The organism is Microbacterium sp. Bi98, from assembly GCF_918698045.1.
Classification (GTDB): Bacteria; Actinomycetota; Actinomycetes; order Actinomycetales; family Microbacteriaceae; genus Microbacterium.
This window is the reverse complement of the sequence record NZ_CAKKLK010000001.1, coordinates 214,461-241,200: the sequence shown is the minus strand read 5'-3', so window position 1 is coordinate 241,200 and position 26,740 is coordinate 214,461. Positions and strand designations below refer to the sequence as shown.

The window sequence follows — 26,740 nt, the reverse complement described above, 5'->3', positions numbered from 1 at the left end:
CATGGCAAAGATCATCGCTTTCGATGAGGAGGCCCGCCGCGGCCTCGAGCGCGGCCTCAACATTCTCGCCGACGCCGTCAAGGTGACGCTCGGCCCGCGCGGTCGCAACGTCGTGCTGGAGAAGAAGTGGGGCGCCCCCACGATCACGAACGACGGCGTCTCCATCGCCAAGGAGATCGAGCTCGACGACCCGTACGAGAAGATCGGTGCGGAGCTCGTCAAGGAGGTCGCCAAGAAGACCGACGACGTCGCCGGTGACGGAACCACCACCGCCACGGTGCTCGCCCAGGCTCTGGTCCGCGAGGGTCTGCGCAACGTCGCAGCCGGCGCAGACCCGATCTCGCTGAAGCGCGGCATCGAGAAGGCCGTCGCGGCCATCACCGAGGAGCTCCTCGCCAGCGCGAAGGAGATCGACTCCAAGGAGCAGATCGCTGCGACCGCTTCGATCTCGGCTGCTGACCCCGCCATCGGCGAGCTCATCGCCGAGGCGATCGACAAGGTCGGCAAGGAGGGCGTCGTCACCGTCGAGGAGTCGCAGACCTTCGGCACCGAGCTCGAGCTCACCGAGGGCATGCGGTTCGACAAGGGCTACCTGAACCCGTACTTCGTGACGGACCCGGAGCGCCAGGAGGCTGTCTTCGAAGACGCCTACATCCTCATCGCGAACCAGAAGATCTCGAACATCAAGGACCTTCTGCCCATCGTCGACAAGGTGATCCAGGACGGCAAGGAGCTCGTCATCATCGCCGAGGACGTCGAGGGCGAGGCTCTCGCGACTCTCGTGCTCAACAAGCTCAAGGGCATCTTCAAGTCGGTCGCCGTCAAGGCACCCGGCTTCGGCGACCGCCGCAAGGCGCAGCTGCAGGACATCGCGATCCTCACCGGTGGTCAGGTCATCACCGAAGAGGTCGGCCTGAAGCTCGAGAACGCCACGCTCGACCTGCTGGGTCGCGCTCGCAAGGTCATCGTCACCAAGGACGAGACCACGATCGTCGAGGGTGCCGGAGAGGCAGACCAGATCGAGGGTCGCGTCACGCAGATCCGTCGCGAGATCGAGAACACCGACAGCGACTACGACCGCGAGAAGCTGCAGGAGCGCCTCGCCAAGCTTGCAGGTGGCGTCGCCGTCATCAAGGCGGGCGCGGCAACCGAGGTCGAGCTCAAGGAGCGCAAGCACCGCATCGAGGACGCCGTCCGCAACGCGAAGGCAGCCGTCGAGGAGGGCATCGTCCCCGGTGGTGGCGTCGCGCTGATCCAGTCCGGCACCAAGGCTCTCGACGCTCTCTCGCTCTCGGGCGACGAGGCGACCGGTGCGAACATCGTTCGCGTCGCGATCGAGGCTCCGCTGAAGCAGATCGCCCTCAACGCCGGCCTCGAGCCGGGTGTGGTCGCGAACAAGGTCTCCGAGCTTCCCTCGGGTCAGGGCCTCAACGCGGCTACCGGTGAGTACGTCGACATGTTCGCAGCGGGCATCATCGACCCGGCGAAGGTGACCCGCTCGGCGCTGCAGAACGCAGCATCGATCGCGGCTCTCTTCCTCACCACCGAGGTCGTCGTGGCTGACAAGCCCGAGAAGGCTCCGGCCCCGATGGGTGACCCGTCTGGTGGCATGGACTTCTGATCCATCACTGCTGAACAGAAACGCCCCGACCTCGGTCGGGGCGTTTCTGCGTTCGCGGGCGGTCGAACCCGTGAGTCAGCGGAACAGGCTCGCCGAGTACTGATCGGCATCCGCGTACTGCGTCGCCGCACTGCCCAGCGAGTGCCCGATGGACTCGAGCACCTGCTCGACGTGCAGCTGGGCTCCTCGCCACTCTTCAGCGCATGACTGGAACGCGGCTGAGGCGGTGCCGACCCACGATGCCTGCAGCTGCGTCAGCTGGGACATGAGCGTCGCAGACTCGGTCTGCAGACGCTCCATCGTGGCCAGTGCGGCTCCTTGGGCGGCACCTACTGCTTCGGTGTCGACGGTGATGACGGACATGGGAACTCCTCTCGTTCGGTTCTCCGACGGTAGGGGAGGGGCGACTGCCGGATGCCGATGCGGCGCGATCGCCCGCAGCCGTTGTGGAGAACCTGCGCGGAGGATTCTCCGTGCAGCAGGAGCCGTCAGATGTCGAGCGGCTCGATCGGCTGGGTGTCCTCGAGAAGATGCGCAGGTGTCGCGCGTGAAGGTGCGAGGGGGAGGGTGACGGTGAACGTCGCTCCGCCGCCGGGCGTCTCCGACACCGCGACGCTTCCGTGCAGCGCCTTCACGATGGACGAGACGATCGCGAGACCCAGGCCCGACCCTCCCGTCTCGCGAGCGCGCGAGGTGTCGGCGCGCCAGAAGCGCTCGAAGATCTGCTCGCGGATCTGCGGCGGGATCCCCTCACCATGATCGACGATGGCTATGCTCCCCGTGCCTCGCACACGATCTGCGTCGACCACGATCTCGATCGGACTCTCCTCCGCCGAGAAGCGTCGCGCATTGCCCAGCAGGTTCGTGACGACCTGGCGGACCTTGTTCTCCTCGCCGAGCACGATCGGCGGCGTGCGCACGGGGATGTCCGCCGCTTCGGTGAAGTCGATCGCCGGCACGGCCGCACCGGAGTTCCGGGGGCGACGGCGCAGGCGCGCGAGCGTTCCGCGTGAGAGTCCACGGGGTGCTGGCGTCTCCGGAGCGGAGGGAACGACGGGTGTGGAGCGCGTGGTGACATCGATCAGCGGAGCCTCGACGGTGCGATCGACCACGGTCACGGTGCGCGCCGGAGCCGCCGCGCGCAGGTCGAGAGCGGCGTCCCGCGCGATCGGTCGAAGATCGAGGGCTTCGATCTCGGGCTCCCGCTCCTCGTCGAGGCGCGCAAGAGCGAGGAGGTCCTCGACCAGGACGCCCATGCGGATCGCCTCCTTCTCGATCCGCTCCATCGCGCGTGCGGTGTCTTCCTCGCCCTTGATCGCGCCCATGCGGTAGAGCTCGGCGTATCCGCGCACGCTCACCAGGGGAGTGCGCAGCTCGTGGCTGGCATCTCCGATGAAGCGCCGCATGTGCTGCACGGTGCGATCTCGCTGCGCGAGCGACGCGTCGACGCGGTCGAGCATCGTGTTGATCGCGCTGTTCAGGCGGCCGACCTCGGTCGTGGGCTCGAGATCGGTGAGACGCTGGGTGAAATCGCCGGCGGCGATCGACATGGCGGTCGACTCGACCTGCCCGAGCCGACGGAATGTCAGCGTCACCAGACCGCGGGTCAGCAGAGCGGCCAGGAAGATCGTGACGAACGCGACCGTGATATAGATGCCGAAGTACTGGCTGATGATGCGATCCGCGTACTCGAGCGGCATCGCGACGATCTGGATACGCAGCGATCCGTCGCCCTCTCCGGGCACCCGCGCGACAGCGGCGCGGAAGCTCGACCCTTCGGTCCCCTCCATCGTGAACGGCGTGTCCTCGTTCGCCTGCACGTCGAGAGGCGAATAGGTCGCGGGGAAGAGCGGCTGTCCGTTGGCGGAGTTCCCGGTGGTCGTCTGCAGCACGCCCTCGGCGTCGTAGATCGCGACGAAGAAGTCTCGCGGCGAGTCGGTGGGGGTGTAGACGGTCTCGCCGTCCTCGACCGTCACCTCGAAGTAGCGGCTCGCGAGATCCGCCGACACCAGGGCCGGAAGCTGCGCATCGATGTTGCTGATGAGCGAGTTGCGCAGGATCGGCACGGTGCCGATGCCCGCGGCGAGAAGACCCAGTGCGAGCACTGCGACCGTGACACCCGTCACCTTGGCGCGCAGGCTGATCGACCGCCACCACCGGGTGATCGCGTCAGGCTTGTGCGCCATGCGGACCTCCCTGGAGACGGATGCTGTGCGGCGTCAGCGTGCGGCGGTGTGCCGGACTACTTGCCGACCTTGAGCATGTATCCGAAGCCGCGCTTCGTCTGGATCACCGACTCCTCGGTGTGCGGGTCGATCTTGCGGCGGAGGTACGAGATGTAGCTCTCGACGATGCCGGCATCGCCGTTGAAGTCGTACTCCCACACGTGGTCGAGGATCTGGGCCTTCGACAGCACGCGATTCGGGTTCAGCATCAGATAGCGCAGCAGCTTGAACTCGGTCGGGCTCAGCTCGATCGACTCCTTGCCCACCTGCACGTCGTGGGTGTCCTGATCCATCGACAGCTCGCCGGCCCGGATGATCGACTCCTCGTCGGCCTGCATCGTGCGGCGCAGGATGGCCTGAGCGCGGGCGACGATCTCGTCGAGGCTGAACGGCTTGGTGACGTAGTCGTCGCCGCCGGCGTTGAGCCCCTCGATCTTGTCGTCCGTGCCGTCCTTCGCCGTGAGGAACAGGATCGGCGCAGTGAACCCGGCGCCGCGAAGACGCTTGGTCACGCTGAAGCCGTTCATGTCCGGAAGCATCACGTCGAGGATGATGAGGTCCGGCTCCTCCTCGAGCACCGCCGAGATCGTGGCGGCGCCGTTGGCGACGGTCTTCACCTGGAACCCGGCGAAGCTGAGACCCGTCGAGAGCAGGTCGCGGATGTTGGGTTCGTCGTCGACGACCAGGATGCGCGCATCAGTCATGTCCCCATTATGGTGACTTCGGCCATGCGGATGCTGACTATCCTTCGGAGCGGCGCTTTCGCCCTCCGCGTAGCGGCGCTGTTCCGAGGGAGTGAAGACGGTCAGGCCGCGATCGCGTCGGCATCCATGATCGTGTAGCTGTATCCCTGTTCGGCGAGGAACCGCTGGCGATTCTGGGCGTAGTCCTGGTCGATCGTGTCGCGTGCGACGAGCGTGTAGAAGCTCGCCGTGCGGCCCGACTGCTTGGGACGCAGGAGCCTGCCGAGGCGCTGAGCCTCCTCCTGGCGGGAACCGAACGAACCCGACACCTGAATGGCGACGGACGCCTCGGGGAGGTCGATCGAGAAGTTCGCGACCTTCGACACCACGAGCAGCGAGATCTCGCCCTCGCGGAACGCGCGGTAGAGCTCCTCGCGCTCGTCGATGGGCGTCGCGCCGGTGATCTGCGGCGCGTTCAACGACTGCGACAGGGAGTCCAGCTGGTCGAGGTACTGACCGATCACGAGGATCCGCTCGTCCTTGTGCTTCGCGATGAGCTCGCGCACGGCGTCGATCTTCGCCGGGGCGGAGGCGGCGAGGCGGTAGCGCTCGTCGTCGGTCGCGGCGGCGTATTCGAGCCGGTCGTCCGGCGGGAGGTCGACCCGAACTTCGTAGCAGACGGCGGGGGAGATGAAACCCTGCGCCTCGATCTGCTTCCACGGGGCGTCGAACCGCTTGGGCCCGATCAGGCTGAACACGTCTCCCTCGCGTCCGTCCTCGCGGACCAGCGTGGCGGTGAGGCCGATCCGGCGACGCGCCTGGAGGTCGGCGGTCAGCTTGAACACCGGTGCGGGGAGCAGATGGACCTCGTCGTAGACGATGAGGCCCCAGTCGAGAGCATCCAGCAGGGCGAGGTGGGCGTACTCGCCCTTTCTCTTGGCCGTGAGGATCTGGTAGGTCGCGATCGTCACCGGCTTGACCTCTTTGGCCTGCCCCGAGTACTCGCCGATCTCCTCGGGCGTGAGGCTCGTGCGCTTGAGCAGTTCGTCGCGCCACTGCCGAGCCGAGACCGTGTTGGTGACGAGGATGAGGGTCGTGGTCTTCGTCGCGGCCATCGCGCCGGCGCCGACGATCGTCTTGCCGGCGCCGCAGGGGAGGACGACGACGCCCGAGCCGTCCTTCGAGAAGGCGTCGACGGCATCCTGCTGGTAGGGGCGGATCGCCCATCCGTCCTCTGCCAGTTCGATCTCGTGCGGGGTGCCGGGGGTGTAGCCGGCGAGGTCTTCTGCAGGCCAGCCGATCTTCAGGAGCTCCTGCTTGATCTGACCGCGCGCCCAGGCATCGACGACGAACGTGTCGGGCGCCGGGTGGCCGATCAGCAGCGGCTGGATGCGCTTGTTGTTCGCCACCTGTGCGAGCACGGCGGGGTCGGTCGAACGCAGGATCAGGGTGCCCTCGTCGTCGCGTTCGATGACGAGGCGCCCATAGCGGTTCACGGTCTCGCGCAGGTCGACGGCCACCGACGGGGGCACGGGGAACCGGGACCAGCGGTCCAGCGTGTCGAGCATGTCCTCGGCGGTGTGCCCGGCGGCGCGGGCGTTCCACAGGCCGAGCCGCGTGATCCGGTAGGTGTGGATGTGCTCCGGCGCGCGTTCGAGCTCCGCGAAGATCGCCAGCTCGTGGCGGGCGCTCTCGGCATCGGCGTGGGCGACTTCGAGCAGCACGGTGCGATCGCTCTGGACGATCAGGGGGCCATCAGACATAGCTGTCCAGTTTACTGTGCGATCACGGTGGCGGCGCGGATGCTCGACACCGGAAGCGTGCGCTCGACGTCTGCCGCCCGGTCGCGCCCGCGCAGCCGGCCTCCGCCCAGCCCGGTCGCCTCGAGGATCAGCTCCCTGGTCGATCCGTCCGGCATGCCCACGCTGACCCGCAGCACGGCCTTCGCGCGCACGGCGGCCTCGAGCTCGCGGTCGAGCCAGGCCGCGTCGGCGTCGGCACCCTGGTGCGAGCGCAGCGCGGCGATGAGGCCCGAGTAGTCCGGCGCCGGGTCGGGCGTCGCCGCCGAGACCGGGTTCCGTTCGCCGGCCACCGCGTGTCCGTCTTCGTCGACGAGCGTCGCCGGGTAGCGGGCATCCGTGAGCGCCCAGTACACGGTGTCGCGCCCGACGCGGGTCGTGAGCGAGGCGACGTGCTTCGTGAGGGCGAGCGGCCGCAGCCCCTGGTCGACGGACATGGCCTCGATCAGATGCTGGTCGCTGCTCTCGATGCGCGTTCGCCCGGTCTCGGCGTCTGTCGACACCCGCACCAGGCCGTGCCGTTGGGCGGTCTGGGTGACGAGATACCGGAGCGGCTGGGGGATGCCGGTGAGCGAGAGCGACTCGAGGAACTCGAGGATCGACTGCTCCGTCTCGCCGGCGACGAGTGCGTGCGCGATCGATTCGGGAGTGAACCGATAGGTGGAGGCCTGAGCGGCGGACTCGCGCGCGGCGATCGTGCGCAGCCGCACGTCCAGACCGGGGGCCAGCGGGCCGGGGGAGATCGCGCTCAGATCGTTCTGGAGGAAGATGCGATCGACCTCGCTCGGGAGGAGTGCCGTGAGGGGAGTGGCGTCGACGCTCGCGCCGCGCCGGATCGCCGCCGCCCATGCGGGCTCACGGCCCTCGTCGGCGATGAGCCCGAGCAGACGGGCGCGCTCCAGCAGAGCCGTGCTCTGCTCTGCCCAGGCAGGGTCCCAGGGGTGAGCGTCGGCCCAGTCGCTCGGGGGGATCCACCCGCCCTCCGTGGTGCGCAGACCGCGGGGGAGAGCGTCGCGGAAGCCTTCGACCAGGGTGCTCCACCGATCGGCCACGGACGATCGCAGCCATTCCTCGGTCTGTGGCGTCGTGCGCAGTCTGCGCGCGTCCGGTGCGACGAGGCGCGAGTCGACGGCGATGGCGATCAGCGCGTCGATCGATTCGGCCACGACGCCCGACTCGCCGAGCTGTCGCTTCTCGCCGGCGCTGACGTTGCCGCCGGCCAGCAGGGTGAAGGGCTTCTCGCGGGCGAGCAGGAGCAGATCGGCCAGGGCCGAGACGGTGGTGAAGGCGCGCTCGGCAGCGTGGGCCGTCTCGGTGTCGGTCGTGGGCTCCGGCACGGTGTCGCTGGGCGCACTCGGCTCCGCACGATCTGCGACGGCGGTGACCACCGGCGGGAAGGGCGCCCCGTCCGGGCGCAGCAGCGCGAGGCTTTCGAGGGTCTCGCGCTGCGCGGAGTGTTCCGACGCGGGACTCGCTGCGAACGCGAGAAGGGCTGCGGCCTCGTCGCGCGTCAGGGTGGGGAGGACCCGAGCGAGCGACGCGGGATCGAGAAGCGCTTCGGCGGCGTCGAAGAAGTCCTGCCAGTTGACGTCCGGGCGCACGCGCCGTGCCGCGAAGAGGGTGCTGAGCTGCTCGTCGCTCGCCGCGGACAGCCATTCGGCCAGCGGTCGGGCGTGCGTGCTCATGCCGGATACCTCAGGGCCGCGATGCCGCGCGCCCCTTGCGGATGAAGCTCATGGCGAGGAGCACGATGATCATGACGAAGGCGGCGGGGAGCCCCCAGTAGGGGATCGCGGCGATGAACGGCCATGCGCCTGAACCGAAGTCCTCCTGCTGCATGCCGACCGCTGTGCCGATGATGATCGCGAAGAAGCAGATGATGGACGCCGCAGCGAGTCCGAGTGCCGTGAACGCCAGAATGCGATCGATGCGGCGAACGGGAACCTCAGGTTCGGGACTCTTGGTGCTCATCCGTCTCAGCCTAGTCGTTGCGGGGTGGCACGGTTCCGCATCGTGACCTACGGATTCCGTGCCCGGCGACCGGTAGGCTGGGGGTGGCCGCACACGTGCGTCCCATCCAGCTCCACACCGACTCAGCGAGGTTTCTTCCATGCCCACCGGCAAGGTCAGGTTCTACGACGAAGACAAGGGTTTCGGCTTCATCGCCGCCGATGACGGCCAGGACGTCTTCCTGCACGCCTCCGCTCTGCCGGCCGGCGCCGCTGTGAAGGCGGGTGCACGCGTGGAGTTCGGTGTCGCCGACGGCAAGCGCGGCCTGCAGGCGCTGTCCGTCCGGGTGCTCGAAGCGCCGCCGAGCCTCGCGAAGGCGAAGCGCAAGCCCGCGGACGACATGGCGATCATCGTCGAGGATCTCGTGAAGCTCCTCGACGGAATGGGCGGCGACCTGCGTCGCGGCCGCTACCCCTCGTCTGCACAAGGCCGCAAGATCGCGGCAGTTCTGCGCAAGGTAGCCGATGACCTCGAAGCCTGAGGCGGACCAGCGTCTGATCGACGCTCACGATCTCGCGCTCGCCGCCCTGCACGAGATCACTCCGGCGTCGACCGTCGGACCCGCAGCCGACTATCTCCCCGAGGAGGACGGCTCGGTCTCGCTGCGCTTCGAGAACCGGCTCCCCGGATACCCCGGCTGGTTCTGGACCGTCACGGTCGCTCGCGTCGATGACGAGGAGCCGACGGTGCTCGAACTCGAGCTGCTGCCGGGCGACGGCGCCCTGCTCGCACCCGAATGGGTGCCGTGGGCCGAACGCCTCGCCGAGTACCGCGCCCACCAGGTGGAGCTCGCGGAGCAGGCGGCCGCGGCCGCCGCGGACGACGAGGATGCCGCATCGGTCGAGGACGACGACTCCGATGACGATCTCGACGGCGATGACCTCGACGACGATGACGACGATGAACTCGACGACGACGACGACGACATCGATGAGGACGAACTGGCCGCGGAGCCGCGAGAGCTGCACGCCGGTGACCTCGACGGAGTCGACATCGACGAGCTCGACGACTCCGACGACGCGGACGACGACGACGCGGACGACGACGACGAGGACGAGTCGGATGACGACGAGGACGACGTCTCCGACGAGGATGACGACTCCGACGACGAGGATGATGACTCCGACGACTCCGACGACGACGAGGACTCCGACGACGAGGAATGATCGTCCACGGGACGAATGAGAAAAGGGGCCGCGTTCGCACGCGGCCCCTTTCGTCTTCGTCGGTGGGTGTCAGGCGCCCTGCTGCCCGAGGACGTAGTCGAGAGAGCGGGTGAGCTGTCGGATGTCGTCCGGTTCGATCGAGACGAAGGTCGCGACGCGCAGCTGGTTGCGACCGAGCTTGCGGTACGGCTCGGTGTCGACGATGCCGTTGGAGCGCAGGGTCTTGGCGACCGCCGCCGCATCGACGCTGTCGTCGAAGTCGATGGTCACGACGACCGGTGACCGGTGCGCCGCGTCCGTGACGAACGGGGTCGCCACCTCGGATGCCGCCGCCCAGTCGTAGAGGATGCCGGACGACTCCGCCGTGCGGGCGCCGGCCCAGGCGAGGCCGCCGTTCGACAGGATCCAGCTGAGCTGGCTGTCGAGCAGGTGCAGCGTCGTCAGTGCGGGAGTGTTCAGCGTCTGGTTGAGTCGCGAGTTGTCGACGGCGTTCTTCAAGCTGAGGAACTCCGGGATGTACCGACCCGAAGCGGCGATGCGCTCGATGCGGTCGACGGCGGCGGGCGACACCGCGGCGAACCACAGGCCCCCGTCGGAGCCGAGGTTCTTCTGCGGCGCGAAGTAGTAGACGTCCGCCTGAGAGGCGTCGAAGTCGATGCCACCGGCCGCGCTGGTCGCGTCGATGACGGTCAGAGCGCCGTCGGCGACCACGCGCTCGATCGGTGCCGAGACGCCGGTCGACGTCTCGTTGTGCGGCCAGGCGTAGACGTCGATGCCGTCGACGACCTCTGCAGCGGTGCGCGAGCCCGGCTCGGACTTGCGCACATCCGGCGCCTCGAGCCACGGTGCGGCAGCGGCGGCGGCGAACTTGCCGCCGAACTCCCCGAACACCAGATTCTGGCTGCGGCGCTCGATCAGGCCGAAGGCGGCGGCGTCCCAGAACGCCGTCGAGCCGCCGTTGCCGACGATGATCTCGTATCCCTCGGGAAGGCGGAAGAGTGCTGCGAGCTGCTCGCGGACGCTGCCCACCAGGTTCTTGACGGGTGCCTGTCGGTGCGAGGTGCCGAGCAACGTCGGACCTGCGGCGAGCAGCGCATCGAGCTGCTCGGTGCGCACCTTCGAGGGACCGCAGCCGAAGCGGCCGTCAGCGGGCAGGAGGTCACGGGGAATCTCGATCGCCATGCGTTGATTCTACGGCGTGGGCCCCCGGTGCCTTCACCGCATGACGCCCTGGTGTCCGCGCGGGAATGTAGGCTTGCCTAAGAAGACCCGGAGGGCCACATGACGGACTTGATCGACACCACGGAGATGTACCTCCGCACCATCCTCGAACTCGAGGAGGAGAACATCGTGCCGCTGCGTGCGCGTATCTCCGAGCGGCTCGGCCACTCGGGGCCGACGGTCTCGCAGACGGTCGGGCGCATGGAGCGCGACGGCCTCGTCGTCGTCTCCGAAGACCGCACCCTCGAACTCACCGACGCCGGCCGCCGCAAGGCGGTCAACGTCATGCGCAAGCACCGCCTCGCCGAGCGCCTTCTCTCCGACGTGATCGGCCTCGACTGGGCGTTCGTCCACGAAGAGGCGTGCCGCTGGGAGCACGTGATGAGCGAGCAGGTCGAGCGTCGTCTCGTCGAGCTGCTCGGCCACCCCACGGAGTCCCCGTACGGCAACCCGATCCCGGGCCTCGACCAGCTCGGCGACGCGCCTGCGCGCACGTTCGAGGAGGGCGTCATCGGGCTCGTGCAGAAGCTGAACGCCGCCGGCGCTCCGATCGATGGCACCGTCCGCCGTCTCGCCGAGCCCGCTCAGGTCGACCCGGAGCTGCTCGAGCAGCTGCGAGACGCAGGCGTGGTTCCCGGTGCGAAGGGCGACTATCGCTTCAACGAGGGCTACGTGCTCATCCAGATGGAGGGCAAGGAAGACGGTCTGGAGCTCCCCGTCGAACTCGCCTCGCACATCTTCCTGGTCGGCGAGCCCGCCTGAACTTCGAGGCTGAAGGGCCCGACATCCGCGTGATTCCGCCTCTCCGAGGATTGCCAGGTTCGCAGGGTGACAGGATCGTTATCTTCCGGTAACCTCGGACGAGTCGTCGAAGAAGCCCGCTGACGACACCCGAGAGGATTCGCCTTCCAGGCTCGTCGACCTCCCGGTCAGACCGCACAACGTACCCGAGCTACATACGTGCCACGAGAGCAGAGTGCCGACGAGCCAGCGCTTCCCGAGCGTGCAGGCGCAGGAGGACTAAGTTTTGGCCAAAGACATCGAATCGCCCGAGAAGACAACTGAAGATCGAGCAGTCGCCCGCAGCTCTCGCAGCCGCGTCGACGCTCGCAAGGTCGTTAAGCCCTTGCGTTCGATCGCCATCTTCGGGGCCGTCGGTGCTCTCGTCGCTGCTGTCGCTCTTCCCGCCTACGCCGCATCGAAGCCGGCAGAGACCGCGGCGACCGTCCAGCAGCTCGCTGCTGTCGACGCCCAGTCGCTGGTCGTCGCGTCAGACGCGACCGCCGCTCCGCTGAGTCGCGGTACCTTCAGCGCCACGACTCCGGACGAGATCGAGAAGAAGAAGGCCGAAGAGGCCGCAAAGGCCCGCGCGGCCGCTGCTGCAGCCTCCGTCGCCTCTGCGTCGAACACCAGCTTCGACATCGGTCGCTACGCGCTGGTGTCGCCCGGTTCCGGGGAGGTCCGGTACCCGCTTCCCCAGGGTTCCTACAACGTCAGCCGCACCGTCGGCGGCGCTCACCAGGGCGCCGACATGCTCGCCCCGGCCGGCACCCCGATCTACGCTGCGGCTGCGGGCGTCGTCCGTGCCTCTGCCGAGAGCATCGGCGGATACGGCGTCGCCGTCATGCTCGACAGCGTCGTGGGCGGTCAGCGCGTGCAGACGACCTATGGTCACATGATCTACGGTTCGCGTCAGGTCCAGGCGGGGCAGACCGTCGCCGCCGGACAGCTCATCGGCTTCGTCGGCAGCACCGGACGCTCGACAGCCAACCACCTGCACTTCGAGGTCTGGGTCAACGGCGGCCTCATGGAGCCGATCGCCTGGCTCGGCGCCAACGCGGGCTGATCGCTCGCACCTTCATCTTTCCCGCGCGGACACGCCTTCGTGCGTTCACCCGCAGTTTGACCCTCCTGTGCTGCTGATGGGTTAGCCTGAACCCGTTGTCGCATAGTCGGGAGAAGCTGATGGAGCGAATACCGAACATCCGAACCATGGATGCCCTCGGTCGTCACGTCCTTCTGCATCGTCCGCAGGGACGCCACGGTCTTGCCGTGCGCATGAGGCGCTGTCTGTAGACAGCGCCTTTTTTCATCCCCGCGAACGCTTCCGTCCTGTGCGGCTTCGTGTGAGTCGAGAGTGCCGGGAAGCCGTCCCGGCGGATCGAGAGGATGACGATGCGCACACTTGTACTGAACGCAGGATACGAACCGCTCGCGATCGTGTCGTTCAAGAGAGCCCTGGTCCTGGTCATGAACGACAAGGCGACGGTCATCGAACGTGTCGAGGACGACCCCGTCTGGGGCAGTCACGGCGTTTACGACCGTCCTGCCGTCATCGTCCTCTCGCGGTATGTGCGCATTCCGATCAGCAGACGCGTCCCGGTCACACGGCGGGGGGTCCTCCGCCGTGACAACCATCGCTGCGGCTACTGCGGCAAGGCCGCCTCGACCATCGACCACGTGATGCCGCGTTCGCGCGGAGGGGCTGATTCGTGGGAGAACCTCGTCGCGTGCTGCCTGCGCTGCAACAACACCAAGAGCGACCGCACGCCGCAGGAGATGCGCTGGGAACTGAGGTTCGCGCCTCGTCCTCCGCACGGGACGGCGTGGACGGTCCGCGGCACGGAGCGGAGCGACCCGCGATGGGAGCCGTACCTGGCCCTCGCCGCGTGAACGGAAGGCGGGGGCGAGGCTTCCTCTAGAATGGAATCCTCGCCCCCGTAGCTCAGCAGGATAGAGCAGCCCTCTCCTAAAGGGCAGGTCGCTGGTTCGAATCCAGTCGAGGGCACATCTCAGTCACGGCCGTTGCGCCACAGCTTCGACGGCCACCAGATCACTCGACCCAGGTCGTAGGCGAGTGCCGGCACGAGCAGCGAGCGCACCACGAAGGTGTCGAGCAGCACTCCGAACGCGACGATGAACGCGAGCTGCGCGAGGAACAGGATCGGGATCACCGACAGGGCGGCGAAGGTCGCTGCGAGCACGAGACCCGCAGACGTGATCACGCCGCCGGTGATCGAGAGTCCGCGAAGCACGCCTTCGCGTGTGCCGTGCTCGAGCGACTCCTCGCGCACCCTCGTCATCAGGAAGATGTTGTAGTCGATGCCGAGTGCCACGAGGAACACGAATCCGTAGAGCGGAACCGCAGGATCGGCACCGGGGAAGTCGAACACTCCGTTGAAGACCAGTGCCGAGACGCCCATCGCCGTGCCGAACGACAGCACCGTGGTGATGATGAGCAGCACCGGCGCGAGGATCGACCGCAGCAGCAGCATCAGGATCAGCATGATCACGACCAGGACGACCGGGATGATCAGGTTGCGGTCATGGATCGAGGCGTCGTTCGTGTCGATCGCGGTCGCCGTCACTCCGCCGACCAGAGCATCGAGCTCGTCCAGCTGGGTGCGCAGGTCCCGCACCGTCGCGGCCGCCGCGTCAGAGTCGGCCGCGTCGGTCAGAGTGCCCTGAAGGAGAACGTCTCCGTCGACGACGGTGGGCTCGGGCGCCGGGGTCCCGGGAGGGCCGACGGCGACCAGGCCGTCTTCCGTGACCGGCGCCGAACCGCTCGGCGAGTCAGCGGCCGTGACAGAGACCCCGTCGATTCCATCGTCGGCCAGCAGCACGTCGGCGGCATCCTGCAGCTCGTCCTCCGCGACGACCACGTACACGGGACTGCCGGAGCCGCCGGGGAAGTGCTCGCCCAGAGCCACCTGACCGTCGCGCGCCTCGGACGCGCCGAGCACGAGATCGGACTGGGGCACGCCGACGGCGTTCAGCTGCAGGACGCCCGAAGCGCCGGCGAGCAGCACCAGGGTCGTCACGATCCAGATGACGCGCGGGCGGCGGGTGATGAGGTTCGCGAGCCGTGCCCACAGGCCCGTCTTGCGCATGCCGTGCTCGTCGGCGACGACCTCGGGCTCGAACTTCGGGCGACGGGGCCAGAACACCGCGCGGCCGAACAGCAGCAGGAGAGCCGGCAGCAGTGTGAGCGCGGCGAGCATCGCGAACACGATGCCGATGGCGGCCACCGGACCGAGGGTGCTGTTCGACTTGAGGTCGCTGAGCAGCAGACAGAGCAGTCCGGCGATGACAGTCCCGCCGGAGGCCACGATCGGCTCGAAGGAGCCCTTCCAGGCCGCCAGCACGGCGGCCCCCTTGTCTCGGGTGACGCGCAGCTCTTCGCGGAACCGCGCCACGAAGAGCAGCGCGTAGTCGGTGGCCGCTCCGATGACCAGGATGAAGAGGATGCCCTGGGTCTGGCCGCTGAGCAGCAGCACCTCGAACTTCGCCAGCCACCAGACCACGAGGAGCGCGACGCAGAGTGCGAAGAGGCTCGTCGAGAGCACGACGATCGGCAGCAGGAACGAGCGGTAGACCAGCACGAGGATGACGAGCACCGCGAGCAGGGCCACGCCCAGGAGGAGGCCGTCGATGCCGGCGAACCCGGCGACGAGGTCGGCGCTGAATCCTGCGGGACCCGTGATGTAGACGGTGACGCCGTCAGGCGCGGCATCCCGCAGCTGAGTGCCGAGTGCATCGATCGCGTCGGCGAGTTCCGCGTCGCCCTCGATCGGGATGAACGCCTGGACGGCCTTGCCGTCGTCCGACGTCAGAGCGGGAGAGACGTCTTCGCTCACGCCCTCGACGGAGGGCGCGTCGGCCACCGCATCCGAGATGGTCTGGAGGTCTGACTCCGACAGCTCGTCGTCGGCGACGAACACCGCGATCGCCGGAATGGCATCGCTGTCGTTGAACTCGCCGAGGAGCTTCTGCACCTGCGTCGCATCGGCCGACTCAGGCAGGTAGCTCGTCTGATCGTTCGATGAGACCTCGTCGACCTTGCCGAACAGCGGGCCGCCGAGCCCTGCGCCCACCAGCCAGATGAGGATGAGGGCGACGGGGATGAAGACGCGCGCCCAGGAGTGCCGACGCGTGCGCCCTCGGGTCGGCGGGGTGGGCGCGTGCTCAGGGGTGGACATCAGATTCCTCTCGGACGGTGCAGGGGATCGGGGTGCGTCAGGAGACCCAGGCGAGGATGAGGATCATCGTCGCGAGGAACCCGGCGAAGTAGTTGAGGAAGATGAAGCGCCGCCACGCGCGGTTGGTCCCCGCCGATGTGTCGTCGGTGACGTTCCACCAGGGTGCGGCGTTGACGATGTACGGCAGCGCGAGGGCGGCGCCCAAGGGCGCCGGCCAGGACGTGAACAGCATGGCGATGCCGGCGAGTGCCCACAGCGCGATCGACAGCCGAACGGTCGCCCGTGCTCCGATCACGGTCGCGATCGAGCCGATGCCCCCTTCGCGGTCGGGTGCGATGTCCTGCACCGCTCCGAAGGCGTGCGCGGCCATGCCCCACAGGAAGAACGCGAGCAGCACGATGACCGCTGTCGAGGTGAGGGCGCCCTCGGCAAGGGTCAGCCCCACGATCGCCGGAGTGACGAAGTGCAGGCTCGAGGTCGTCGAATCCAGGAACGGCCGCTCTTTGAACCGGAGCCCGGGTGCGGAGTAGGCGATCACCGCGAACACGCTGATCGCGAGCCAGAGCCAGGATGCGGGATTCCCGACCGCCACCAGGTAGACCAGGAACGGGACGTTCGTCACGACCGCCGCCCACAGGGTCGCGCGGTGTATGCGGGGGGCGAGAAGCGCGCCCTCGATCCCGCCCTTGCGCGGGTTGGCGAGGTCGGACGCGTAATCGAACACGTCGTTGATGCCGTACATGGCCAGGTTGTACGGCACGAGGAAGTAAAGGGTGCCGATGATCAGCGTCAGGTCGATCTCGCGCGTGCTGAGGAGGTAGGCGGCCGCGAAGGGGAATGCCGTGTTGATCCAGCTGATGGGGCGGGAGGAGAGGACGATCTGCCGGGCGTCGCGACCGGTGGATCCGCGGGTCGAGGAGCTCACGAGGGATCCTCCTCGGCGCCTCGGAGGCCGGCGCGCGCGCGTCGACGTGCGCGCAGCGCTGCCCACAGGGTCGGCAGCAGCACGGCCCCTGCGAGCGGATAGGCGAAGTCCTCGAGCGGTGCGAGACCGATGTGCACCCCGAGGAGGTGATCGGGGGAGTAGTGGAACAGTCCGGTGGCGATCATGACGGTGTCGAAGACGGCGGTGAGGAGGAAGAGCACGACGACGGTCGCGGCGATCGCGCCGAGATGGGCTCTGTTCCGACCAGCGACCACGGAGAGAACGGCGGCCGCCACGACGGCGACGCCGACGAACCATGCGGAGAGCTCGATGTAGGTCACGATGCGACCTCCGCCGGGCGTCGGCGCAGTCGGGTGAGGATCCGCACAGCCCCGGTGTAGACGACCATGGTGCAGACGACGAGGAAGAGCAGGAAGACAGGCTCTTCGATGGGGAGCTCGGGGGCGAGGACGATCCCCGTCGCGACGGCGGCCTCGCCCCGGAAGAAGATCCCTCCGACGATGCCGGCGACGTCCCACGCGAGGAAGAAGGCGAATCCGATCGCCGTGACGATCGCCGCGGTCACCGCGTCGCTCCAGAAGAAGAGCCGGAACCGCCGGTCGAGCAGCAGCATGCAGCCGAGCGTGATGAGCAGGAGCGCGAGATACAGGAAGCCCATCAGGATTCCCCGCGGGTGGACCCTGCCGGGGTCGCGACATCGAGAGGGCCGCTGGAATGGTCGCCGCGGATGCGCTTGAGAACGATCTCCGCGCTGATGAGGCACATCGGCACCCCCACGCCCGGCGCGGTCGTGGCACCCGCGTAGTACAGGCCCGACACCTGGCGCGACTCGTTCTGAGCACGGAACATCGCGCTCTGGGACAGGATGTGCGCCGGCCCCAGCATCCCGCCGCGCCACGAGTTGTAGTCCTCGAGGAAGTCCGCGGGGCCCTTGGTCTCGCGCACCACGATGCGCTCACGCAGGTCGTGGATGCCGGCCCAGCTCGCGATCTGGTCGATCGCCGCATCCGCGGCCTCCTCGATCGCGGCGGAGCCTGCACCGTCGGAGCCGCCCGCTCCCAACGCCGTGTCGGCGGGGATCGGCACGAGCACGAAGAGGTTCTCGTGGCCCTCGGGGGCCACGGTGCGGTCGGTCGCGCTCGGGCGGCAGACATAGATCGAGGCGGGCGAGGGGATCTCAGGGTCGTCGCCGAAGATCGCGTCGAAGTTCGCATCCCAGTCCTCCGTGAAGAACAGGGAATGATGCGGCAGCTCGGGCACGGAACCACGGATGCCGAGCATCACCAGCACGGCGCCGGGACCGCTCGTGCGCTGCTGCCACCAGGAATCGGGGTAGGTGCGCAGGTGCGGCGGCAGCAGCGCCGTCTCGGTGTGGTGGAGATCGGCGCCGGACACCACGATGTCCGCCTCGGCCCGGTGCGCGATTCCGTCGGCGTCGCGCCACTCGATGCCCGTGACGGTCGGAGCACCCGACCGGACGCCGGTGCTGATCGCCGTGACATCGGCATCCAGCACGATCTCGGCTCCGGCCGCCTCCGCGAGCTCCGCGATGCGCTCGACGACGCGCCAGAATCCGCCCTGGGGGTAGCTGACGCCCTCATCGAGGTCGAGAGCGCTCATGAGGTGGTACATCGCCGGTGCGGTGCGGGGGTCCGTGCCGAGGAACACGGCGGGGTACCCGAGCAGCTGCCGGATGACCGGGTCACGGAAACGCCGCGCCGCGAACGACTGCAGGCGCGTGCCCAGCAGGCTGAAGAGACGGGGGAGTGCGCGCAGCACCTCCGGCGTCATCAGCGTGCGCAGCCTCGTGAACGGGTTGTAGAGGAAATAGCGCTCGGCCATCACACGGGCGTCGTGCGCCGAGTCGAGGTAGGCATCCAGGGCCTGTGCGGCGCCGGGCTCGCGCGACTCGAAGAGGCGCGAGACCGCGTCACGACCGGTGGGAACCGTGACGGACGGCGCCGTGCGCCCGTCCGCGAGGGGCGCACGGAATACGCGATACCCGGGATCGAGGAGGGTCAGATCGAGCTGCTCCTGGGTCGAGGTGCCCATCATCTCGAAGAAGTGATCGAACACCTCGGGCATGAGGTACCACGAGGGCCCGGAGTCGAAGCGGAAGCCGTCGCGTTCGATGGTGCCTGCACGACCCCCGACCCGGCCGTTCTTCTCGTAGACGGTCACATCGTGGCCGTCACGGGCGAGCAGCCCGGCGACGGCGAGACCGGCGACGCCTGCGCCGATGACCGCTACCCGGCTCATCGGTTCCGCTCCATCGCGGTCACGAGCACTGAGCGCGCGGCCAGCATCGCCTTCACCGGATCGGGTACGCGCACCCGCTGCTCATAGAGACTCGAGGCCGGAGTCTTCGCGACCCGGCGCGTGAGAGCCGCGAACAGCGCGAGCGCGCTGCGGACCGCGGCGCGAGAGTCCTTGGGCAGCAGCGGGATCGAGCGCGCCGCATCATCGAGCTGCGCCGTGATCGTTCGCACCCACTCGTCCCGATCGCCGTCGGTGAGGCGACCGCCGTCGCCGAGGTAACCGCGCTGCAGTCGATCCGTGTCATCCGCGAGGTCGCGCAGGAAGTTCACGTTCTGAAATGCCGCACCGAGCTGCCGTGCTCCGTGCGTCAGGGTCTCGAGCTCGCTGTCGGTGCGCCGCTCGTCCCGCAGGAAGACACGCAGGCACATCAAGCCGACCACCTCGGCAGAGCCGTAGACGTAGCGCTTATGAGCCGCCGCGTCGTAGGACGTGAAGTGCGACTCCGCAGCGATGTCGGCGGCCATCGAGTCGAAGAACGGCTGCGTGAGATCTTCGCCGATCCCGCACTCCCTCGCCGTTCGCGCGAAGGCGTGCAGGACGAGGTCCGTGCTGTACCCCACGCGCATCGCCCGGTGCGTCTCCGAGACGTACGACGCGAGCGCTCCGCTCTGCGCCGACTCGTCGAGCCCCGCCTGGGCGGCGACTCCGTCGACGATCTCGTCCGCGATGCGCACCATCGCGTAGACGTTGCGCACGTGCTGACGGTGTCTCTCGCCGAGCAGGCGCGTCGCGAGTCCGAAGGATGTCGAATATGTGCGGATGACCTCGGTGGATGCGGTGTCGGCGGCGCGGTTGAACCGCCCCAGACTCGCACCCGATGCGTCGTGAGGGTCCGGGGTCATGCGTGACGCCCTTCGAGGCGGGAGGTGGAGACGAGGATCGACCGTGCGGCATCCGAGCTGATCTCGCCGGCGAGCTCCGCCTCGGACAGCAGCGCGTAGACCGCGTCGAGCTGATCGCCGATGAGGCCGATCACGAATCGCTCCGCTCCGCACTCGCGCAGCAGATCGCGCATCGAGGTGGCGTCCTGCAGGCTGAGGTCCGCCGAACCGAACCGCGGTTCGATGTCGTGCCAGGCGCTCGTCGACCGCGCGAAGGCGATGATGGCCGTCTCCTTGCCCTCTCTCAGATCGGAGAAGGGGTCCTTGCCGTGCGTCCGGTGGTCGCCGAAGATGCAGAGCAGGTCGTCCTGAAGCTGGTAGGCGAGACCCAGGTGGCGTCCGACGGCCTGCAGCGTCTCCTCGGCCGAGGTGGAGGAGTCGGCGAGGAGCGCCGCGGCGCGCAGCGGGAGCGAGAACGAATAGGTGGCCGTCTTGTAGACGCTCATCGACAGGACGGTGTCGACGTCGGAGGCGATGATCCCGTGGCTCAATGCGACGTCGGTGTGCTCGCCGGCCACCGTCTCGAGGATCGTCTGCTCGACCAGGTCGAGGAGGCGTCCTCGTGTGTGCGCCGGCACATCCGCCCGGGCGAAGCCCATGATCGCGGCCGAGAGCATCAGATCGCCCATCAGGATCGCGCTGGACCTGGCCCAGTGCAGCGCGTCCTGCTCGGAGGCGCCCGGTGTGCCGGCGGCGAGCTGCCCGATCAGGTTGGGTCGCTTGCGGCGGGTCAGGTCTCCGTCGATGACGTCGTCGTGAAGGAGGAAGGCATAGTGAAGGAGCTCGATATGGGTCGCTATGTCGACGGCCCCGATCATCGCGTCCTCGCCTGCGGTCGGGACGAGCGCGCGGTGGATGTCGAGCAGCAGCCGCGGGCGCACGAGCTTGCCGCCGAGAGCGTGGTCGGCGGTCGCGCGCCAGAGGGCGGCGAACTCGGCTCCGTACACCTCGGCGTTCTCGCAGTGAATGGCGAAGCGCTGTCGGAGCACCTCTTCGACACGGGTGCTCATGTCCTCTCGCGGCGCGGTCTGCGTCACGGTCGCGGTCATGATCACACCACCCCGAGGTCGCGCAGCCGGGGCAGCTGCTCCACGAGCCAGGGGCTGTACGCGAAGGGGGCGCCGATGACGGCGTCGGCGAACTCGGCCGGATCGACCCAGGCCCACTCGGCGACCTCGTCGGGATCGGGGGAGAGGGGGCCGTCTGCGATGGCGACGTGCACGGGGCAGATCTCGTTCTCGACGATCCCGCTCGCGTCGACCGCGCGATAGCGGTAGTCAGGCAGCACCAGGGAGATGTCGGTGAGACGGAGTCCGAGCTCGTCCTGCGCGCGTCGATGCACTGCCTGTGTCATGTCCTCACCCGGGCGGGGGTGACCGCAGAAGCTGTTGGTCCAGACGCCGGGCCAGGTGCGCTTCGTCAGCGCTCGCCGCGTGACGAGAAGACGCCCCTGCCGGTCGAAGACATGGCAGGAGAAGGCCAGGTGAAGAGGAGTATCGGTGGTGTGTACCGCGTCTTTCGCGAACACACCTATCGCGACTCCGTCTGCAGAGAGGAGGGTGACCTCATCCAACGGGGAACCTCCTCGATTTTCGCTAGCTTAGCTAATAATCAACATAACACGAAACAATCGTGTGTAGCATGATGGCATGCACGACGGACCCGACGCCACCCCCCGCGGAAGCGGTGCGTCCGATGTGCTGTCTCGCACGGACCCGATCTCTCCGGATGGCCTCGCGCACGCGGCGATCTACGACGTCGAGTCGGCGGATCCGCGGAGCACTCTGATCGATCGATCAGGTGTCGACCCCGAGGACCTGCGACAGATCGCGCTCGTCATGGGCGCCCTCGGTGAGCTCCGCGACGCGGAGCAGAAGCTGTCACTCGCCTCACGGCGCTACATGCGCCTGAACGACACGGACATGCGCGCACTGCATTACCTGATCGTGTGCGCGAACCGCGGGGCCACGGCCACTCCCGGGGGGATCGCGACGCACCTCGGCATATCGACGGCGTCGACGACGAAGCTGCTCGACCGCCTCGAGAAGGGCGGACATATCCGGCGGGCGCCGCATCCGACGGACCGGCGCGCTCTCGCGATCACCATCACGCCGGAGACGCGGCAGGCGGCCATGGAGACGGTGGGTCGTCAGCAGGCCAAGCGCTTCTACTCGGCGGCGCGACTCACTCCGGACGAGCGTGACGTCGTCATCCGGTTCCTGTCCGACATGGCCCAGGAGATCACGCTCCGGGATGAGCCGTGGGCTCAACCCGGAGTCGCGACCTCAGACTGAGTCAGTGCGCGGCGTTGTACGCCTCGACGACCGGGGCGGGAATGCGGCCCCGCTCTGAGAGCGTGTAGCCGTTGTCGTTCGCCCAGGCGCGGATCGCCGCGACCTCGGGATTGCGACCCGCGCGCTTCCGGGGTGCTGCTGACCGCGACGAGGCCGCCGAGCCGGCCCGTCGTCCAGCCGAGATATACGGTTCCAATGCCGCGCGCAGTTCTTCTGCGTGCGCGGAATTCAGATCGATCTCGTAAGAAGTGCCATTCAGCGAGAAATGGACCGTTTCGCCTTCGCCCACTTCCAGGATGCTTCCGTCGATGTCGTCAACCAGCTGGTGCACAATTCTTCTTGCCATGGGAATACAGTACTGCCGAATATCCGAGCCCGCAGTCCTATTCGTGACCAGGGTCGATCAATTTCAGGCCGACGATGCAGCCGACGAGGCCGAGGAGCAGCAGAATCCGCGGCCAGGAGATGTCGCTGTCGCCGGTGATCATCGCCCACACCACTGTTAGAGTCGCGCCGATGCCGACCCACACCGCATAGGCGGTGCCGGTGGCGATATCACGCATGGCGAATGCGAGCCCGAGCATCGAGAGGATCAGACCGCCCGCGAATATGATGCTCGGCCACAGCTTGGTGAATCCCTCGGATTTGCCGAGCGCAGTCGCCCATACAGCTTCGAGGACTCCGGAGACGATAAGCACGATCCACGACATGACGGTCCTTTCGGACCAGTCTTTTCGCTCACCGGGTACTGGTCTGCCTCGTCCGGGGCCGGGGTTCACCGACCAGTATCCACGATAGCCCTGAGCGCTGGGCAGGGCCTGTGCAGCGCTATGCCGCGGAGCGCCGCGCGTGACTCAGGGGAGCAGTCCGGCCCGCCGCGCCTTGGCCACGGCGGCATGGCGGGTCGAGGCGTCGAGCTTGGACATCGCCGTGCCGAGATACGCCTTGACGGTGCCCTCGCGAAGGCCGAGCTGCCCGCCGATCTCCGCATTCGTCGCGCCGAGGGCGGCGCAGGCGAGCACATCGGTCTCGCGGCGGGAGAGATGAACCGTCGGGATCGGCCCGGTGCCGGTGGAGACCGCGTCGTCCGCGAGCATCACGAGGCGCTGCTCCACCTGTGCGATGCGCGCCCGAAGATCCGCATCATCGACGGATGCCGCGATGCTGCGAAGCTCGGCGAAGCTCTCCCGCAGCTCTTCGCGATGGCGCGGGGGGACGGATGCGGACGACGGCGTGACCGAGCGAAGGCGACGTTCCACCTCGTCGCGAACTCGGAGCTCCTCTGCGACGGACTGTGCGACCTGCATCGCCGGCGCCGTGGTCACGCCGCCGACGGGTGTCCGGTCCCAGGCCCCCGCGTACAGGACTCCTCGGGGACGGCCGCTCACGACGATCGGCAGGGCCAGCAGAGTCCTGAGGCCCTCGCCGAGCACGAACACGTCGTAGTCGTGCGTGATCTGCTGCGATGACCCGTAGTCGCTCGTCATGCGAGGGCGCAGCTCCATCATCGCCCGTCCGCCGAGACCGCGTTCGGGTCTGACGCGCAACCCGTCGAGGCTGTGCGTGCGGTTTCCGACGATGCTGGTGACGCTGACCACGCCCTCGTCGATCAGGCCGCCGAAGGCGACCGGGAACCGGGTGCGCTGCGCGAGCTCGCGCACTGCTCTGGCGACGAGCTCGGTCTCTGATTCCATCTCGGTCGATGTGCTCACGACTACCTACTTTCGGGGGTGACGGCGCTGTGTCCCCGTTTCGTAGCGTCGACCCTATCATTCGCCTGGCAATGCGGGGCGAGCCGCAGAACATGAGGCAAGGAGGCCCCATGACCGACCATCCGACGGCAGATTCGCCGGGAGCGATCGACTACATCGCTGTCGAGGAATCACCACGATTCCGCGAACTGAAGAAGACGCAGCGCTCATTCATCTTCCCGCTCGCGGCATTCTTCCTCATCTGGTATTTCGTCTACGTCCTGCTCGCCGCCTTCGCGACCGAATTCATGTCTCAGAGAGTGTGGGGAGATATCACCGTCGGGCTGCTCATGGGGTTGGGACAATTCGTCACCACCTTCGCGATCACGATGGGGTACGTCGCATTCGCGAACCGGAGACTCGATCCGATAGCGACCGAGATCCGCGAAGAGCTCGAGAAGGCGCAGGCTGACGCATGAACCGCATTCACGCCGCCGCGGGGGAGATCGCGGTGGAGAGCAATCCTGTTCTCAACATCTCGATCTTCGTCGCCTTCGTGGCGGTGACACTGTTCATCGTCATCCGTGCGAGCCGGAACAACAAGACGGCGGCGGACTACTACGCCGCGGGCCGCTCGTTCACGGGGCCGCAGAACGGTTTCGCGATCGCCGGCGACTATCTGTCTGCGGCATCCTTCCTCGGGATCTGCGGTGCGATCGCGATCAACGGCTACGACGGCTTCCTGTATTCGATCGGATTCCTCGTCGCCTGGCTCGTCGCACTGCTTCTCGTCGCCGAGCTGATGCGCAACACCGGCAAGTTCACGATGGCCGACGTCCTGTCGTTCCGACTGAAGCAGCGGCCAGTGCGCATGGCGGCAGCGATCACCACGCTCGCAGTGTGCTTCTTCTACCTGCTCGCGCAGATGGCGGGAGCCGGCGGGCTGGTCTCCCTGCTGCTCGGAATCGACGGCCGACTCGGTCAGTCGATCGTGATCGCCGTCGTCGGCGTGCTGATGATCGTCTACGTCCTCATCGGCGGCATGAAGGGCACGACCTGGGTGCAGATCGTCAAGGCGTTCCTGCTCATCGGCGGTGCGATCGCGATGACGATCTGGGTGCTGGCGATCAACGGATTCAGCCTCAACACGCTGCTCGAGGCGGCTGTGGCGAATTCCGACAAGGGCGACGCGATCCTCGCGCCGGGACTGCAGTACGGAGCGAACCCCTGGGACTTCGTCTCTCTCGGCATGGCTCTCGTGCTCGGAACGGCGGGGCTCCCGCATGTGCTGATGCGCTTCTACACGGTCCCCACCGCCAAGGAGGCTCGTCGTTCGGTGGTGTGGGCGATCTGGCTGATCGGCGGCTTCTACCTGCTGACACTGGTGCTCGGCTACGGAGCAGGCGCGCTCGTCGGCGCGGACGTGATCGCGGCGGCACCCGGCGGGCCGAACTCGGCGGCGCCGCTGCTCGCCCTGTATCTCGGCGGGCCGGTCCTCCTCGGGTTCATCTCGGCCGTCGCCTTCGCGACCATCCTCGCGGTGGTGGCCGGACTCACGATCACGGCAGCAGCCTCGTTCGCGCACGACATCTATGCGAACGTGATCCAGAAGGGGAAGAAGGACTCGGCCGGAAACCCCGTCGAGCCGGATCCCAACGGCGAGGTGCGCGTCGCACGCCGAACGGTGGTCGTGATCGGCATCCTCGCGATCGTCGGTGGCATCGGTGCGCAGGGGCAGAACATCGCCTTCCTGGTGGCGCTCGCGTTCGCGGTCGCCGCCTCGGCGAATCTGCCGACGATCCTCTACTCGCTGTTCTGGCGACGGTTCAACACCCGCGGTGCAGTCTGGAGCATGTACGGCGGCCTCGCCGCGGCGATCATCCTGATCATCCTGTCGCCGGTGTTCTCCGGGTCGCCGACCTCGATGATCCCCGGGATCGACATCGTGCTGTGGCCGATGAACAATCCGGGAATCGTGTCGATCCCGCTCGGCTTCTTCCTCGGCTGGCTCGGGACGGTCACGAGCCGGACCAAGGAGTCGCCGCTCCTGGCGGCCGAGATGGAAGTGCGCTCGCTCACCGGTTTCGGGGCCGAGAAGGCCGTCGACCACTGAGCGGCCGATGACGCGAACGGGGACCCCGACGGCCTACTCGTCGGGGTCCCCGTGTGCGGTCAGCCGTGCGACTCGAGGTCGAGAAGGAACCTCTTGCGCTCGGGATGCGCGCCGTACTGACCCGTCGTGCCATCCGACCGCACCACGCGGTGGACGGGGACGACGATGGAGAAGGGACTGAGACGGCAGGCGGTGCCGACGGCCCGCGCGGCACCGGGGCGCCCGGCCAGCACCGCGACCTCCCCGTAGCTGATCGTCTCTCCCCATTCGATGGTGGTGATGGTCTGCAGCGCCGTGCGCGCGAACCCGTCGATGAGGCGCCAGTCGAGCGCCAGGTGATCGTGGAATCGCACCGGCGATCCACCGAAGTACGCGTCGAGGAGTTCGGTGACCTCGTCTGCCGCACCGGGGTCGGGTTCCGGGACGGCCCTGAGCTGGCTCGCGACGTTCTCGAGGAGCCAGGGAACCGATGGATCATCCGACTCCGAGAGGTCGAATCGGACGAGCCCCTCGTCGGAGAACACCGCGAGGGCGTCGCCGAACGGAGTCGGTGCGAAGTCATAGCGGAAGGTCATGCCTCCATACTGACCGGAGCGGGGGCGCGGGGGCGTCCCCACGAGCGCGACCGGGGGAGACCGCACCGACTCGTCGCTCGGGTGCAGAAGCAGTCCGCAGGGTCGTCGCTCCGCCCTCGAGCGGGCGGAAATACGGTGAAACCCGCCCGGGATACCGCCTGCGGGGCGAGGCGCGCTTAGTGTGTGAGGTGTGTGGCGACGTGAAGGCAAGGCTGCG

General features: G+C 67.8%; 28 protein-coding genes, 1 tRNA gene and 1 riboswitch. Of the genes, 10 read left to right on the top strand and 19 right to left on the bottom strand.

Annotated elements, in window-relative coordinates; genetic code table 11:
* The first annotated feature begins 1 nt into the window (after position 1).
* Positions 2–1,621 (top strand): chaperonin GroEL, encoded by a 1,620-nt coding sequence (groL, locus tag LQZ85_RS01155; RefSeq protein WP_053097253.1) that lies wholly within the window; start codon positions 2–4, stop codon positions 1,619–1,621.
* A gap of 75 nt (positions 1,622–1,696) precedes the next feature.
* Here groL and LQZ85_RS01150 read toward each other — a convergent pair whose 3' ends face one another.
* The 6 genes from LQZ85_RS01150 to LQZ85_RS01125 all read right to left on the bottom strand — a co-directional run bounded on the left by LQZ85_RS01150 (position 1,697) and on the right by LQZ85_RS01125 (position 8,299).
* On the bottom strand, positions 1,697–1,984 hold the full coding sequence (locus LQZ85_RS01150; RefSeq protein WP_056279906.1) for a WXG100 family type VII secretion target: 288 nt from the start codon (positions 1,982–1,984) through the stop codon (positions 1,697–1,699).
* A gap of 125 nt (positions 1,985–2,109) precedes the next feature.
* Positions 2,110–3,807: a HAMP domain-containing sensor histidine kinase gene (locus LQZ85_RS01145; RefSeq protein WP_072591604.1), complete on the bottom strand. Its 1,698-nt coding sequence runs from the start codon at positions 3,805–3,807 to the stop codon at positions 2,110–2,112.
* Between the two features lie 56 nt (positions 3,808–3,863).
* The gene (locus tag LQZ85_RS01140; RefSeq protein WP_053097249.1) at positions 3,864–4,550 is read right to left on the bottom strand and encodes a response regulator transcription factor; all 687 of its coding nucleotides are present in this window, start codon (positions 4,548–4,550) and stop codon (positions 3,864–3,866) included.
* A gap of 101 nt (positions 4,551–4,651) precedes the next feature.
* On the bottom strand, positions 4,652–6,292 hold the full coding sequence (locus LQZ85_RS01135; protein ID WP_056279908.1) for a DNA repair helicase XPB: 1,641 nt from the start codon (positions 6,290–6,292) through the stop codon (positions 4,652–4,654).
* Between the two features lie 11 nt (positions 6,293–6,303).
* The gene (locus tag LQZ85_RS01130) at positions 6,304–8,013 is read right to left on the bottom strand and encodes a helicase-associated domain-containing protein (RefSeq protein WP_056279910.1); all 1,710 of its coding nucleotides are present in this window, start codon (positions 8,011–8,013) and stop codon (positions 6,304–6,306) included.
* A 10-nt stretch (positions 8,014–8,023) separates the two neighbouring features.
* Complete coding sequence (locus tag LQZ85_RS01125; RefSeq protein ID WP_053097244.1) at positions 8,024–8,299, bottom strand: hypothetical protein; 276 nt, start codon at positions 8,297–8,299, stop codon at positions 8,024–8,026.
* 139 nt (positions 8,300–8,438) lie between these two features.
* On the opposite strand from LQZ85_RS01125, the gene LQZ85_RS01120 reads away from it, so the two are divergent.
* Both LQZ85_RS01120 and LQZ85_RS01115 read left to right on the top strand, forming a co-directional pair.
* Positions 8,439–8,819: a cold shock domain-containing protein gene (locus LQZ85_RS01120; protein WP_053097241.1), complete on the top strand. Its 381-nt coding sequence runs from the start codon at positions 8,439–8,441 to the stop codon at positions 8,817–8,819.
* A complete protein-coding gene (locus LQZ85_RS01115; protein ID WP_056279911.1) occupies positions 8,803–9,504 on the top strand; it encodes a DUF3027 domain-containing protein in 702 nt (233 codons plus the stop codon). Before LQZ85_RS01120 ends, LQZ85_RS01115 begins: the two co-directional genes overlap by 17 nt.
* A gap of 69 nt (positions 9,505–9,573) precedes the next feature.
* On the opposite strand, the gene serC is transcribed toward LQZ85_RS01115, so the two are convergent.
* On the bottom strand, positions 9,574–10,686 hold the full coding sequence (gene serC, locus LQZ85_RS01110) for a phosphoserine transaminase (RefSeq protein WP_056279913.1): 1,113 nt from the start codon (positions 10,684–10,686) through the stop codon (positions 9,574–9,576).
* Between the two features lie 99 nt (positions 10,687–10,785).
* Here serC and LQZ85_RS01105 point away from each other — a divergent pair, with 99 nt between their 5' ends.
* The 4 genes from LQZ85_RS01105 (at position 10,786) to LQZ85_RS01090 (ending at position 13,513) form a co-directional block, all read left to right on the top strand.
* Positions 10,786–11,487 carry a metal-dependent transcriptional regulator gene (locus tag LQZ85_RS01105; RefSeq protein WP_056279914.1) on the top strand — a complete coding sequence of 234 codons (702 nt, stop codon included), beginning with the start codon at positions 10,786–10,788 and terminating at the stop codon, positions 11,485–11,487.
* A gap of 364 nt (positions 11,488–11,851) precedes the next feature.
* Positions 11,852–12,571, top strand: a complete 720-nt coding sequence (locus tag LQZ85_RS01100) for a M23 family metallopeptidase (protein ID WP_053099199.1) — start codon at positions 11,852–11,854, stop codon at positions 12,569–12,571.
* Positions 12,572–12,900: 329 nt separating this feature from the next.
* On the top strand, positions 12,901–13,398 hold the full coding sequence (locus LQZ85_RS01095; protein WP_053099198.1) for an HNH endonuclease: 498 nt from the start codon (positions 12,901–12,903) through the stop codon (positions 13,396–13,398).
* Positions 13,399–13,439: 41 nt separating this feature from the next.
* Positions 13,440–13,513: transfer RNA gene (locus LQZ85_RS01090), tRNA-Arg, on the top strand.
* 4 nt (positions 13,514–13,517) lie between these two features.
* On the opposite strand, the gene LQZ85_RS01085 is transcribed toward LQZ85_RS01090, so the two are convergent.
* Genes LQZ85_RS01085 through idi form a run of 8 tightly spaced genes read right to left on the bottom strand, consistent with a single transcriptional unit; the run spans position 13,518 to position 21,423 of the window.
* Positions 13,518–15,704, bottom strand: a complete 2,187-nt coding sequence (locus LQZ85_RS01085; protein WP_230100373.1) for an MMPL family transporter — start codon at positions 15,702–15,704, stop codon at positions 13,518–13,520.
* A 37-nt stretch (positions 15,705–15,741) separates the two neighbouring features.
* Positions 15,742–16,629: a prenyltransferase gene (locus tag LQZ85_RS01080; RefSeq protein ID WP_230100372.1), complete on the bottom strand. Its 888-nt coding sequence runs from the start codon at positions 16,627–16,629 to the stop codon at positions 15,742–15,744.
* Positions 16,626–16,970 (bottom strand): lycopene cyclase domain-containing protein, encoded by a 345-nt coding sequence (locus LQZ85_RS01075; protein WP_053097231.1) that lies wholly within the window; start codon positions 16,968–16,970, stop codon positions 16,626–16,628. The genes LQZ85_RS01080 and LQZ85_RS01075 overlap by 4 nt, the downstream gene beginning before the upstream one ends.
* Positions 16,967–17,308, bottom strand: coding sequence for a lycopene cyclase domain-containing protein (locus LQZ85_RS01070; RefSeq protein WP_222839460.1), 342 nt, complete (start codon positions 17,306–17,308; stop codon positions 16,967–16,969). The genes LQZ85_RS01075 and LQZ85_RS01070 overlap by 4 nt, the downstream gene beginning before the upstream one ends.
* The gene (gene crtI, locus LQZ85_RS01065; protein WP_230100371.1) at positions 17,308–18,909 is read right to left on the bottom strand and encodes a phytoene desaturase family protein; all 1,602 of its coding nucleotides are present in this window, start codon (positions 18,907–18,909) and stop codon (positions 17,308–17,310) included. Before crtI ends, LQZ85_RS01070 begins: the two co-directional genes overlap by 1 nt.
* A complete protein-coding gene (locus tag LQZ85_RS01060) occupies positions 18,906–19,811 on the bottom strand; it encodes a squalene/phytoene synthase family protein (protein WP_230100370.1) in 906 nt (301 codons plus the stop codon). The genes crtI and LQZ85_RS01060 overlap by 4 nt, the downstream gene beginning before the upstream one ends.
* The gene (locus tag LQZ85_RS01055) at positions 19,808–20,899 is read right to left on the bottom strand and encodes a polyprenyl synthetase family protein (protein WP_230100369.1); all 1,092 of its coding nucleotides are present in this window, start codon (positions 20,897–20,899) and stop codon (positions 19,808–19,810) included. The genes LQZ85_RS01060 and LQZ85_RS01055 overlap by 4 nt, the downstream gene beginning before the upstream one ends.
* A 2-nt stretch (positions 20,900–20,901) precedes the next feature.
* Positions 20,902–21,423 carry an isopentenyl-diphosphate Delta-isomerase gene (gene idi / locus LQZ85_RS01050; RefSeq protein WP_056279923.1) on the bottom strand — a complete coding sequence of 174 codons (522 nt, stop codon included), beginning with the start codon at positions 21,421–21,423 and terminating at the stop codon, positions 20,902–20,904.
* 76 nt (positions 21,424–21,499) lie between these two features.
* Here idi and LQZ85_RS01045 point away from each other — a divergent pair, with 76 nt between their 5' ends.
* On the top strand, positions 21,500–22,144 hold the full coding sequence (locus tag LQZ85_RS01045; RefSeq protein ID WP_230100368.1) for a MarR family transcriptional regulator: 645 nt from the start codon (positions 21,500–21,502) through the stop codon (positions 22,142–22,144).
* 1 nt (position 22,145) lies between these two features.
* Here the strand turns inward: LQZ85_RS01045 and LQZ85_RS01040 are convergent, their stop codons facing one another.
* From LQZ85_RS01040 to LQZ85_RS01030, 3 genes are all read right to left on the bottom strand, one after another.
* Positions 22,146–22,490, bottom strand: a complete 345-nt coding sequence (locus LQZ85_RS01040) for an Lsr2 family protein (RefSeq protein ID WP_053097221.1) — start codon at positions 22,488–22,490, stop codon at positions 22,146–22,148.
* A 37-nt stretch (positions 22,491–22,527) separates the two neighbouring features.
* Positions 22,528–22,854 (bottom strand): multidrug efflux SMR transporter, encoded by a 327-nt coding sequence (locus LQZ85_RS01035; protein WP_053097219.1) that lies wholly within the window; start codon positions 22,852–22,854, stop codon positions 22,528–22,530.
* Positions 22,855–22,864: 10 nt separating this feature from the next.
* A riboswitch (guanidine-III (ykkC-III) riboswitch) is annotated at positions 22,865–22,932 on the bottom strand.
* Between the two features lie 66 nt (positions 22,933–22,998).
* A complete protein-coding gene (locus LQZ85_RS01030) occupies positions 22,999–23,856 on the bottom strand; it encodes a LuxR C-terminal-related transcriptional regulator (protein ID WP_053097217.1) in 858 nt (285 codons plus the stop codon).
* A gap of 110 nt (positions 23,857–23,966) precedes the next feature.
* On the opposite strand from LQZ85_RS01030, the gene LQZ85_RS01025 reads away from it, so the two are divergent.
* Both LQZ85_RS01025 and LQZ85_RS01020 read left to right on the top strand, forming a co-directional pair.
* Complete coding sequence (locus tag LQZ85_RS01025; RefSeq protein ID WP_053097216.1) at positions 23,967–24,314, top strand: DUF485 domain-containing protein; 348 nt, start codon at positions 23,967–23,969, stop codon at positions 24,312–24,314.
* Entirely contained in the window at positions 24,311–25,948 is a 1,638-nt protein-coding gene (locus tag LQZ85_RS01020) for a cation acetate symporter (protein WP_056279927.1), read from the top strand. The genes LQZ85_RS01025 and LQZ85_RS01020 overlap by 4 nt, the downstream gene beginning before the upstream one ends.
* A gap of 59 nt (positions 25,949–26,007) precedes the next feature.
* Here LQZ85_RS01020 and LQZ85_RS01015 read toward each other — a convergent pair whose 3' ends face one another.
* On the bottom strand, positions 26,008–26,523 hold the full coding sequence (locus tag LQZ85_RS01015) for a methylated-DNA--[protein]-cysteine S-methyltransferase (protein WP_230100367.1): 516 nt from the start codon (positions 26,521–26,523) through the stop codon (positions 26,008–26,010).
* Positions 26,524–26,740: the final 217 nt, after the last annotated feature.

What these genes read in the sequence shown, in the direction of transcription:
- groL (WP_053097253.1), top strand. Translation starts at nt 2, where the DNA reads ATGGCAAAGATCATCGCTTTCGATGAGGAGGCCCGCCGCGGCCTCGAG.
- LQZ85_RS01150 (WP_056279906.1), bottom strand. Translation starts at nt 1,984, where the DNA reads ATGTCCGTCATCACCGTCGACACCGAAGCAGTAGGTGCCGCCCAAGGA.
- LQZ85_RS01145 (WP_072591604.1), bottom strand. Translation starts at nt 3,807, where the DNA reads ATGGCGCACAAGCCTGACGCGATCACCCGGTGGTGGCGGTCGATCAGC.
- LQZ85_RS01140 (WP_053097249.1), bottom strand. Translation starts at nt 4,550, where the DNA reads ATGACTGATGCGCGCATCCTGGTCGTCGACGACGAACCCAACATCCGC.
- LQZ85_RS01135 (WP_056279908.1), bottom strand. Translation starts at nt 6,292, where the DNA reads ATGTCTGATGGCCCCCTGATCGTCCAGAGCGATCGCACCGTGCTGCTC.
- LQZ85_RS01130 (WP_056279910.1), bottom strand. Translation starts at nt 8,013, where the DNA reads ATGAGCACGCACGCCCGACCGCTGGCCGAATGGCTGTCCGCGGCGAGC.
- LQZ85_RS01125 (WP_053097244.1), bottom strand. Translation starts at nt 8,299, where the DNA reads ATGAGCACCAAGAGTCCCGAACCTGAGGTTCCCGTTCGCCGCATCGAT.
- LQZ85_RS01120 (WP_053097241.1), top strand. Translation starts at nt 8,439, where the DNA reads ATGCCCACCGGCAAGGTCAGGTTCTACGACGAAGACAAGGGTTTCGGC.
- LQZ85_RS01115 (WP_056279911.1), top strand. Translation starts at nt 8,803, where the DNA reads ATGACCTCGAAGCCTGAGGCGGACCAGCGTCTGATCGACGCTCACGAT.
- serC (WP_056279913.1), bottom strand. Translation starts at nt 10,686, where the DNA reads ATGGCGATCGAGATTCCCCGTGACCTCCTGCCCGCTGACGGCCGCTTC.
- LQZ85_RS01105 (WP_056279914.1), top strand. Translation starts at nt 10,786, where the DNA reads ATGACGGACTTGATCGACACCACGGAGATGTACCTCCGCACCATCCTC.
- LQZ85_RS01095 (WP_053099198.1), top strand. Translation starts at nt 12,901, where the DNA reads ATGCGCACACTTGTACTGAACGCAGGATACGAACCGCTCGCGATCGTG.
- LQZ85_RS01085 (WP_230100373.1), bottom strand. Translation starts at nt 15,704, where the DNA reads ATGTCCACCCCTGAGCACGCGCCCACCCCGCCGACCCGAGGGCGCACG.
- LQZ85_RS01070 (WP_222839460.1), bottom strand. Translation starts at nt 17,308, where the DNA reads ATGGGCTTCCTGTATCTCGCGCTCCTGCTCATCACGCTCGGCTGCATG.
- crtI (WP_230100371.1), bottom strand. Translation starts at nt 18,909, where the DNA reads ATGAGCCGGGTAGCGGTCATCGGCGCAGGCGTCGCCGGTCTCGCCGTC.
- LQZ85_RS01060 (WP_230100370.1), bottom strand. Translation starts at nt 19,811, where the DNA reads ATGACCCCGGACCCTCACGACGCATCGGGTGCGAGTCTGGGGCGGTTC.
- LQZ85_RS01055 (WP_230100369.1), bottom strand. Translation starts at nt 20,899, where the DNA reads ATGACCGCGACCGTGACGCAGACCGCGCCGCGAGAGGACATGAGCACC.
- LQZ85_RS01045 (WP_230100368.1), top strand. Translation starts at nt 21,500, where the DNA reads ATGCACGACGGACCCGACGCCACCCCCCGCGGAAGCGGTGCGTCCGAT.
- LQZ85_RS01040 (WP_053097221.1), bottom strand. Translation starts at nt 22,490, where the DNA reads ATGGCAAGAAGAATTGTGCACCAGCTGGTTGACGACATCGACGGAAGC.
- LQZ85_RS01035 (WP_053097219.1), bottom strand. Translation starts at nt 22,854, where the DNA reads ATGTCGTGGATCGTGCTTATCGTCTCCGGAGTCCTCGAAGCTGTATGG.
- LQZ85_RS01025 (WP_053097216.1), top strand. Translation starts at nt 23,967, where the DNA reads ATGACCGACCATCCGACGGCAGATTCGCCGGGAGCGATCGACTACATC.
- LQZ85_RS01020 (WP_056279927.1), top strand. Translation starts at nt 24,311, where the DNA reads ATGAACCGCATTCACGCCGCCGCGGGGGAGATCGCGGTGGAGAGCAAT.
- LQZ85_RS01015 (WP_230100367.1), bottom strand. Translation starts at nt 26,523, where the DNA reads ATGACCTTCCGCTATGACTTCGCACCGACTCCGTTCGGCGACGCCCTC.